General features: G+C 44.2%; 11 protein-coding genes. 9 read left to right on the forward strand and 2 right to left on the reverse strand.

What is annotated here, in order from left to right:
* Window position 1 precedes the first annotated feature (1 nt).
* Both F6K37_RS26285 and F6K37_RS26290 read right to left on the reverse strand, forming a co-directional pair.
* A complete protein-coding gene (locus tag F6K37_RS26285; RefSeq protein ID WP_008180354.1) occupies window positions 2–598 on the reverse strand; it encodes an ATP-dependent Clp protease proteolytic subunit in 597 nt (198 codons plus the stop codon).
* Between the two features lie 230 nt (window positions 599–828).
* Window positions 829–1,485, reverse strand: coding sequence for an ATP-dependent Clp protease proteolytic subunit (locus F6K37_RS26290; protein WP_044492366.1), 657 nt, complete (start codon window positions 1,483–1,485; stop codon window positions 829–831).
* 225 nt (window positions 1,486–1,710) lie between these two features.
* Here F6K37_RS26290 and F6K37_RS26295 point away from each other — a divergent pair, with 225 nt between their 5' ends.
* From F6K37_RS26295 to ftsH4, 9 genes are all read left to right on the forward strand, one after another.
* A complete protein-coding gene (locus tag F6K37_RS26295; RefSeq protein WP_008180349.1) occupies window positions 1,711–2,952 on the forward strand; it encodes a vWA domain-containing protein in 1,242 nt (413 codons plus the stop codon).
* Window positions 2,953–3,706: 754 nt separating this feature from the next.
* Window positions 3,707–3,877 (forward strand): photosystem II assembly protein Psb34, encoded by a 171-nt coding sequence (psb34, locus tag F6K37_RS26300; RefSeq protein ID WP_044492717.1) that lies wholly within the window; start codon window positions 3,707–3,709, stop codon window positions 3,875–3,877.
* A gap of 54 nt (window positions 3,878–3,931) precedes the next feature.
* Window positions 3,932–4,162 (forward strand): photosystem II protein, Psb35-related, encoded by a 231-nt coding sequence (locus F6K37_RS26305; RefSeq protein WP_271970338.1) that lies wholly within the window; start codon window positions 3,932–3,934, stop codon window positions 4,160–4,162.
* Between the two features lie 101 nt (window positions 4,163–4,263).
* The gene (psb34, locus tag F6K37_RS26310) at window positions 4,264–4,434 is read left to right on the forward strand and encodes a photosystem II assembly protein Psb34 (protein ID WP_044492717.1); all 171 of its coding nucleotides are present in this window, start codon (window positions 4,264–4,266) and stop codon (window positions 4,432–4,434) included.
* 55 nt (window positions 4,435–4,489) lie between these two features.
* A complete protein-coding gene (locus F6K37_RS26315) occupies window positions 4,490–4,720 on the forward strand; it encodes a photosystem II protein, Psb35-related (RefSeq protein WP_044492707.1) in 231 nt (76 codons plus the stop codon).
* Between the two features lie 137 nt (window positions 4,721–4,857).
* The gene (gene psb34 / locus F6K37_RS26320) at window positions 4,858–5,028 is read left to right on the forward strand and encodes a photosystem II assembly protein Psb34 (protein ID WP_044492720.1); all 171 of its coding nucleotides are present in this window, start codon (window positions 4,858–4,860) and stop codon (window positions 5,026–5,028) included.
* Window positions 5,029–5,080: 52 nt separating this feature from the next.
* Window positions 5,081–5,311, forward strand: coding sequence for a photosystem II protein, Psb35-related (locus tag F6K37_RS26325; RefSeq protein WP_287253274.1), 231 nt, complete (start codon window positions 5,081–5,083; stop codon window positions 5,309–5,311).
* A gap of 11 nt (window positions 5,312–5,322) precedes the next feature.
* The gene (locus tag F6K37_RS26330; protein WP_008182591.1) at window positions 5,323–5,514 is read left to right on the forward strand and encodes a DUF2949 domain-containing protein; all 192 of its coding nucleotides are present in this window, start codon (window positions 5,323–5,325) and stop codon (window positions 5,512–5,514) included.
* Window positions 5,515–6,137: 623 nt separating this feature from the next.
* Complete coding sequence (gene ftsH4, locus F6K37_RS26335) at window positions 6,138–8,018, forward strand: ATP-dependent zinc metalloprotease FtsH4 (protein ID WP_008182593.1); 1,881 nt, start codon at window positions 6,138–6,140, stop codon at window positions 8,016–8,018.
* Window positions 8,019–8,223 lie beyond the last annotated feature (205 nt).

An 8,223-nucleotide genomic window follows, 5' to 3' on the forward strand; every position in this document is an offset into this window, starting at 1 on the left:
TCTAGGGTGCTCTCTGATCAATGACTTGGTCAATCAAGCCATACTCCTTGGCTTCATCCGCTGACATGAAAAAGTCCCGATCCATGTCTTTTTCGATTTTCTCTAGGGATTGACCGGTATTTTGGGCGTAGATTTCATTGAGTTGATGGCGGATCCGCAAAATTTCCCTAGCTTCAATCTCAATATCCGTAGCTTGTCCACGGGTTCCCCCAGAGGGTTGGTGAATCATAATCCTGGAGTGAGGCAAAGCTATTCGTTTTCCTTTTTTACCTGCAGCTAGCAGGAACGACCCCATAGAGGCAGCTAGACCAACACAAACGGTTACTACATCGGATTTGATATGCTGCATGGTATCGTATATTGCCATGCCTGCGGTGACTGAACCACCAGGAGAGTTTATGTAGAGGATAATATCTTTGCTATTATCTTCAGAGTCGAGATATAGCATTACCGCAATGATCTGGTTGGTGATTTCGTCATCCACCTCTTTGCCTAGAAAAATAATCCGTTCCCGGTAGAGACGGTTGTAGATGTCAATCCACTCAGTATACTGACTTCCTGGCATCTGGTAGGGAACTTTGGGCACACCAATTGGCATAATTTGCTCCGAGTTAGTACTAGATTGTGGAAAAGGGCATGTAAAGATTGATCAATTTATGTAAGCATTCAGCTATCAGCCGTGAGCCGTCAGCTATCATGCTAATCAACGGGAGGTAGTAAACAAGCATCGGGTGCACTTATACGGCTGGTTGAAAATCCCTGCTGGTTTTACTGATCCGAATAAGCTGATTGCTGATTGCTGATTGCTGATTGCTGATAGCTTACGACCTAAGTAATACCAGCAGGAATCGGAGTATCAAGCTCTTGAGGTTCTAGCACCCTGTCGATCAGACCATACTCTTGGGCTTGGTGAGGTGTCATGTAAAGGAAGCGATCCATATCTTTGGCAATTTTTTCTTGGTCTTGACCGCTATTGCGAGACAGGATATCGAGCATCGTCTTCTTATTGGTCAGAACTTCTTGAGCACGAATTTGGATATCCGTCGCTTGACCCTGGGCATAACTCCTGGGCTGATGTAGGACAATAGTGGCATTGGGTAAACTTGCCCGACAGCCTTTGGTTCCTGCGGAGAGGAGCATGGCTGCCATCCCGAGGGCTGAACCAATACAAATAGTGTGGATAGGGGGCTTGATGTAATTTATGGTGTCACAGATGGCAAAAGCTTCGGTTTCAAAACCCACAGGTTGGCCATCGTAACGGGATGTGCCGGTGGAATTGATGTAAATTTTAATTGGCTTGTCTGGGTCGTCGTACTGTAAATACAACAGTTCGGCAATAATTAATTCTGTTACCGCACTCACCAAGGGCATACCCAAATATACAATCCGCTCACTTAACAACAGCGAGGGTAAGTCTGGTGGCGGTGTGCGGTAGGCAGGTCTACCATAATAGGTAGATTGAACAGCCTGGATGGGTCGTTTCATGATATTTGGGGCTGCAATAATGGCACTATCTTTAACCAGTGTAGCTTGCCATACTTTCTTCGTGATTTTATTCGTGCCGGTTAGCCCCCGAAAGGTAAAAACTGTAACATGGGGGAAAACTGCCTTATATGGGGTTATTGTAAGCAGCTCAATGGCTCGACCCATGTTGGCTGATGCCCCTACACCCATTATCAATTACCCTTGCTGCCTGAGGAGCTATCTAAAATGAAAGTTGGTTTGCACCCAGCCCTTAACGATACTAATATTGATGCTAATCAACCGAGTAGTCAGCGTCAGTTATCCATGGCGATTTCTGCGATCGCTGCTTCCTCCAGTCGAAATGTACCGTTGAATTTGTGTCTGGTACTCGACCACAGTGGCTCCATGCATGGACAGCCTCTGGAAACTGTCAAGCAAGCAGCAGTAGGGTTAATTGAGCGCCTGCAACCGGATGACCGCCTCTCGATTGTGGCCTTTGACCACAGAGCGAAAGTGCTGGTTCGCAATCAACCGATGGGCAACCTAGACCAAATCAAACGAAAGATTAACCGACTTGGGGCTGATGGGGGTACTGCCATTGATGAAGGTCTAAAGCTAGGGGTTAAAGAATTAATTAAAGCTAAACAAGACACGGTATCTCAGGTGTTTCTCCTCACTGATGGGGAAAACGAACATGGAAACAATGAAAGCTGCATAAAATTAGCTGAACTGGCTGCTGAAAATAACTTGACTATCAACAGTCTGGGATTCGGTGCCAACTGGAACCAAGATATTTTGGAAAAAATTGCGGATATTGCTACTGGTAGCTTGTCTTACATTGAAGAACCAGAGCAAGCCCTGAGTGAGTTTGCACGTTTGTTCAACCGCATGCAGTCTGTTGGCTTAACTAATGCTTATCTGTTGTTGGATTTAATGCCAAAAGTGCGGTTAGCAGAACTCAAACCCATCGCCCAAGTAGAACCAGATGCGATTGAACTCCCAGCACAATCAGAAGGCGATCGCTTTATGGTACGTTTGGGAGATTTGATGACTGATTCACAACGGGTGATTCTCGCTAACTTGTATGTTGGGAAAATGCCAGAGGGTCGTCAAACCATTGCCCATGTACAAGTCAAATATGATGATCCATCCAGTGGTGCCCAAGAGTTACTCTCGGAAATCGTGCCAGTCCAGGCAAATTTCCAGGAGGCTTATCAACCAGTTCCCAATCCTGAGGTACAGAAGCATATTCTAGCTTTAGCTAAATATCGTCAGACTCAAATTGCGGAAACGAAATTACAGCAGGGCGATCGCGTCGGGGCTGCCACCATGTTACAAACTGCGGCAAAAACTGCTATCCAGATGGGGGATAAAGGAGCCGCAACGGTACTGCAAACTAATGCTACGATTTTGCAAACTGGGGAAGACCTCTCAGAAGCTGATCGTAAGAAAACCAGAATTGTGTCTAAGACTCTGTTGCAGGAGTGATCAATTGTAGGAGTAATCAAAAGGGTAGGCATGATCCTTGCCACCCTTTGCTGCTGTCCAATCATGGGCTCTTGAAATGCGATCGCATATAGCAGTTCTCAATTGGGTGAGGTACTTACGCCGGTTAATGGGAGCTAAGGCCGTGGGCCACGCTTACTGGCAGAGCCAGACGCTGCTTGAGGTGCGAACGGAGCTGGGAGCAGGGAAGTCAGAAGTGGGAAAAAACCCTGTTTACCTCATAGGTATAAGAAACGCTATATCTGAAGTTACTTTTTTGCCAAAACATTTGCTTCTATCAACAGGACTTACCCAGTCACTCCTGTCCAAACATCTTGCTACACATCTGATCAGCCTATCAACTCCTCATCTTTAGGCTGAGTAGGATCGGGCTGGGGGTATGCCATCTATTCCCAAAGATATATGCCGAAAGTAAGAACTTAAACACTCAGACTTAAACACTTAGACTTAAAGACTTAGATTTAAACACTTATAAATAAGGATTAGCAGCGATTATTTGGTTTTATAGGCGTAATTAGCAGTAATTACGCCTATTTACTCTTGCTTAATCTTCAAAATTTAGGCTTTTTACCTTTTTGTCGGGTTTTTACACCTACACCTATACGGCTAACCCTACAAAAAGTTCCTGTCAAGCTATTGAAACAAAAGTTTACATAGTGTTATATTTATTTACATAAAGACGAAAGGAGAAAAAAAGCAAATGACTTTCAGCACTAACACCATGACCAAGTCCACTATGTACACCACGGTTGATGAAACCGGAGTCCTCAACAACTACGCTCCTGAAACCGAGATTTACTACGCAGACTTCCCTTCAGTAGAACAGCAGCGTAATTATATTTCCCAAGGTGCTATAGCTAGCTTGTTAGTCTGCTTGTTAATTTTGACTGCCTTCGGTATCAGCTAAACCATTCGTTACTTATTTGACCACTAGCTTGTAAAAAACACAAAGGAGAAAATGATGACTATTGTAATTGCACTGTTAATTGTTGGTTGGACTGCTGCTGCGGTAATTGGTACTCAAGCTTACTTCCGTGGTGAGCAAACCAAGCCCATCCATGAGCGCAACTGGCGTAGTGATTCTTTCAACAAACTGGCTAAATCTGTGACTGGTCAAGACACTGACTATAGCGATCGCACTCCGGCCTATGCCATGGATGCTTTTGCTAGCAACTCTCTGCCCAATTCCTAATCAAGCAATGCTTTAAGGGTTTGACCCAAAGCTTGTAAAACACAGACGAAAGGAGAAAAAACCAAATGACTTTCAGCACTGACACCATGACCAAGTCCACTATGTACACCACGGTTGATGAAACCGGAGTCCTCAACAACTACGCTCCTGAAACCGAGATTTACTACGCAGACTTCCCTTCAGTAGAACAGCAGCGTAATTATATTTCCCAAGGTGCTATAGCTAGCTTGTTAGTCTGCTTGTTAATTTTGACCGCCTTCGGTATCAGCTAAGACCATTCATTACTTGTTAAACCCAAAGCTTGTAAAAAACACAAAGGAGAAAATGATGACTATTGTAATTGCACTGTTAATTGTTGGTTGGACTGCTGCTGCGCTAATTGGTACTCAAGCTTACTTCCGTGGTGAGCAAACCAAGCCCATCCATGAGCGCAACTGGCGTAGTGATTCTTTCAACACACTGGCCAAATCCGTGACTGGTCAAGAAACTGACTATAGCGTACGCACTCCGGCCTATGCCATGGATGCTTTTGCTAGCAACTCTCTACCCAATTCCTAATCTTGAAGCATTTGACACTGTGATTTTGACACTGTGATCAAGCAATGCTTTAACGGTTTGACCCATTTATTTACATAAAGACCAAAGGAGAAAAAAAGCAAATGACTTTCAGCACTAACACTATTACCAAGTCCACTATGTACACCACCGTTGATGAAACCGGAGTCCTCAATAACTACGCTCCTGAAACCGAGATTTACTACGCAGACTTCCCAACACTTGAACAGCAGCGTAATTATATTACCCAAGGTGCTATTGCTAGCTTTTTAGTCAGCTTGTTAATTTTGACTGCCTTCGGTATCAGCTAAACCATTCGTTACTTGTTTGACCACTAGCTTATAAAACACAAAGGAGAAAATCATGACTATTGTAATTGCACTGTTAATTGTTGGTTGGACTGCTGCTGCGCTAATTGGTACTCAAGCTTACTTCCGTGGTGAGCAAACCAAGCCCATCCATGAGCGCAACTGGCGTAGTAACTCTTTCAACAAACTGGCCAAATCCGTGACTGGTCAAGACACTGACTATAGCGTACGCACTCCGGCCTATGCCATGGATGCTTTTGCTAGCAACTCTCTGCCCAATTCCTAAACCAGAGGTCGATGCAGTCTTCAGTGCTCACTAAATTGATTCGCTGGTTACAGGAAGAGTTAGAGATTCCTAGGGCTTCCATTGCCCTGGCCCTACGCCAGGGCGAACCAAGCCCAAACTTTTTACCGATGATTCTGTGGCAATACGGACTAATTTCATTAGATCAATTAGATCAAATCTTTGATTGGTTGGAAGCCGTCTAAATCTATCTCTCGATATATAGCATTTATAGTTGAGTTGTGAACAGAATCCCTTAGGAAAAGGCAAGAGGCAAGAGGCAAGAGGCAAGAGTTAATCAACTATATAGGGATTTTTGGTAGCGATGCAGCGCCGCCAAAGGGGGTTTCCCTCATGAGTGACTGCATAAAGACAAGGTCAAAAACGGTAATCGTTTTTTCCAATTCCTACACGAAATGCTATATATAATAAACCAATCTAAATTCTAGAAGCCTTACTGACCAAAGATTTCACAATTAATACGCAAAAATACTTATCTAGCCCATCTAAATACTAAAAGCCTTACTGACCAAAGATTTCACAATTAATAAGCAAAAATACCTATCGTAGGCATTTCAAAATAAGATGGGTTTACCCTGATCAAGTAAGTCTGGAATTTTAGAGTTAATACCAATTCTTAGGGCTGACACCGCTACACGTCCTTTTGATCTCCCCATCTCCCCATCTCCTCATCTGCATCTGTAGTCCTACTTTGAACAATCGGTATAACTTTTAACCGTACCCTGGTAGGCTAAAAGTAAGGGCTTTCAGCCTGTATAACAAAAGCATTTTAAACAAACACTAGTTTGCATTTAACTACCTTGCATCTATGAGTATTAAAGACAAACCTCAACCCCCTCGCTCTCGCCTAATTGGCAATATTCTATTATTTTTAGGGGGTTTATTTCTTGTAGCTAACCTATTCTTGCCTGGGTTTTTTGGACAGAAAATCTCTCGGGTACCCTACAGCTTGTTTATTGACCAAGTCCAAGATGGACAGGTAGCGCGGGTTTATGTTGGGCAAGACCAAATCCAGTATCAGCTCAAAGCTGATACTGAACAGCCAGGACAAATTCTGATTACCACCCCAATCTATGATCTAGAGTTACCCCAACGGCTAGAAGATAAAGGAGTAGAATTTGCTGCTGCTCCTCCCCCTAAACGAAGCTGGTTTGCCATCGTGCTCAGCTGGGTGATACCTCCACTGATTTTTGTTGGCATTTTGCAGTTTTTTGCAGGACGTTTTGGTGGTGGCGGACCCCAAGGTGCTCTGTCTATTAGCAAGAGTAAAGCTAAGGTTTATGTGCAAGATGATGCCACGAAAGTTACCTTTAATGATGTGGCAGGGGTAGAAGAAGCAAAGACTGAATTACAGGAAATTGTGGATTTTCTCAAAACGCCCCAACGGTTTACTAACATAGGAGCGCGAATTCCAAAAGGAGTGCTATTAGTTGGACCTCCTGGAACGGGTAAAACCCTAATGGCTAAAGCAGTAGCTGGAGAAGCTGGTGTACCATTCTTTAGTATTTCTGGATCGGAGTTTGTAGAACTGTTTGTGGGTGCTGGTGCTGCCAGAGTTCGGGATTTATTTGAACAGGCCAAAAAGAAAGCTCCCTGTATTATTTTCATTGATGAATTGGATGCTATTGGTAAGTCCCGTGCTAGTGGTTCTGGTTTTGTTGGTGGCAACGATGAGCGGGAACAAACCCTCAACCAGTTGCTAACGGAAATGGATGGATTTGCTGCTGGTGATGCCACGGTAATTGTCTTAGCAGCGACTAACCGCCCTGAAACCCTAGACCCAGCTCTGTTACGTCCAGGACGATTCGATCGGCAAGTGTTAGTAGACCGTCCAGACTTATCCGGTCGCTTGAAAATTCTGGAAATCTATGCTAAGAAAGTGAAGCTTGGGGAAGATGTAGATCTAAAAGCGATCGCAACTCGTACTCCTGGTTTTGCTGGTGCTGATCTTGCTAATCTCGTTAATGAAGCAGCCCTGTTAGCTGCCCGTAACCGCAAGGAAAAAGTAACTCAAGCCGACTTTGCTGAAGCGATTGAGCGAGTCGTAGCTGGTCTAGAGAAGAAAAGCCGGGTACTCAATGACAAAGAGAAAACTATCGTTGCTTACCATGAAGTCGGTCATGCTCTAGTTGGTGCTTTGATGCCTGGTGGTAGTAAAGTCGCTAAAATCTCCATTGTGCCACGGGGGATGGCAGCACTAGGCTACACCTTGCAAATGCCTACAGAAGACCGCTTCTTAATGGATGAAAAAGAACTCCAGGGTCAGATTGCTACCTTGCTTGGTGGACGGGCAGCGGAAGAGATTGTGTTTAATAGCATTACCACTGGCGCTTCCAATGACCTGCAACGAGCTACGGATTTAGCGGAGCAAATGGTAACCACCTATGGCATGAGTAAAGTTCTCGGCCCCTTAGCTTACCAGAAAGGTCAGCAGTCAAGCTTTCTGGGAGATGGGATGATGAATCCCCGCCGCAATGTCAGTGATGAAACTGCTAAAGCAATTGATGATGAAGTCAAAGAGATTGTCGAAACAGGTCATCAACAAGCATTAGCTATTCTGAACGAGAATCGGGAGTTGCTCGAAACCATTGCTAAACAAATATTGGACACGGAAGTAATTGAGGGTGACAAATTGCAAGAGCTTTTGAGTAAAGTTAAGTCTGCCGAAAAGGAGGCTGCTGTAGTTTAACACCCAATTAGTTCATCCTGTTTAACTAAAAATTAACCACTGTATAGCCATTAAAATCGGGGTGATTAGCACCCCGATTTTAATGAAATAGTTTTAGACTAAAAATCCTCACGGAGTGACAACCCCGTGAGGCTACGGAATTACTCGCTGGTCAAAAAAAAGTAGAAACTTGGCACCAGGCATCAGCAGTTTCAGGACCTGCACA

Source organism: Moorena sp. SIO4E2, from assembly GCF_010671945.1.
Taxonomy (GTDB): Bacteria; Cyanobacteriota; Cyanobacteriia; order Cyanobacteriales; family Coleofasciculaceae; genus Moorena; species Moorena producens.

Coding starts and splice junctions, on each gene's coding strand:
- F6K37_RS26305 (WP_271970338.1), top strand. CDS start 3,932: ATGACTATTGTAATTGCACTGTTAATTGTTGGTTGGACTGCTGCTGCG.
- psb34 (WP_044492717.1), top strand. CDS start 4,264: ATGTACACCACGGTTGATGAAACCGGAGTCCTCAACAACTACGCTCCT.
- F6K37_RS26315 (WP_044492707.1), top strand. CDS start 4,490: ATGACTATTGTAATTGCACTGTTAATTGTTGGTTGGACTGCTGCTGCG.
- psb34 (WP_044492720.1), top strand. CDS start 4,858: ATGTACACCACCGTTGATGAAACCGGAGTCCTCAATAACTACGCTCCT.
- F6K37_RS26330 (WP_008182591.1), top strand. CDS start 5,323: ATGCAGTCTTCAGTGCTCACTAAATTGATTCGCTGGTTACAGGAAGAG.
- F6K37_RS26295 (WP_008180349.1), top strand. CDS start 1,711: ATGAAAGTTGGTTTGCACCCAGCCCTTAACGATACTAATATTGATGCT.
- F6K37_RS26285 (WP_008180354.1), bottom strand. CDS start 598: ATGCCAATTGGTGTGCCCAAAGTTCCCTACCAGATGCCAGGAAGTCAG.
- F6K37_RS26290 (WP_044492366.1), bottom strand. CDS start 1,485: ATGAAACGACCCATCCAGGCTGTTCAATCTACCTATTATGGTAGACCT.
- F6K37_RS26325 (WP_287253274.1), top strand. CDS start 5,081: ATGACTATTGTAATTGCACTGTTAATTGTTGGTTGGACTGCTGCTGCG.
- ftsH4 (WP_008182593.1), top strand. CDS start 6,138: ATGAGTATTAAAGACAAACCTCAACCCCCTCGCTCTCGCCTAATTGGC.
- psb34 (WP_044492717.1), top strand. CDS start 3,707: ATGTACACCACGGTTGATGAAACCGGAGTCCTCAACAACTACGCTCCT.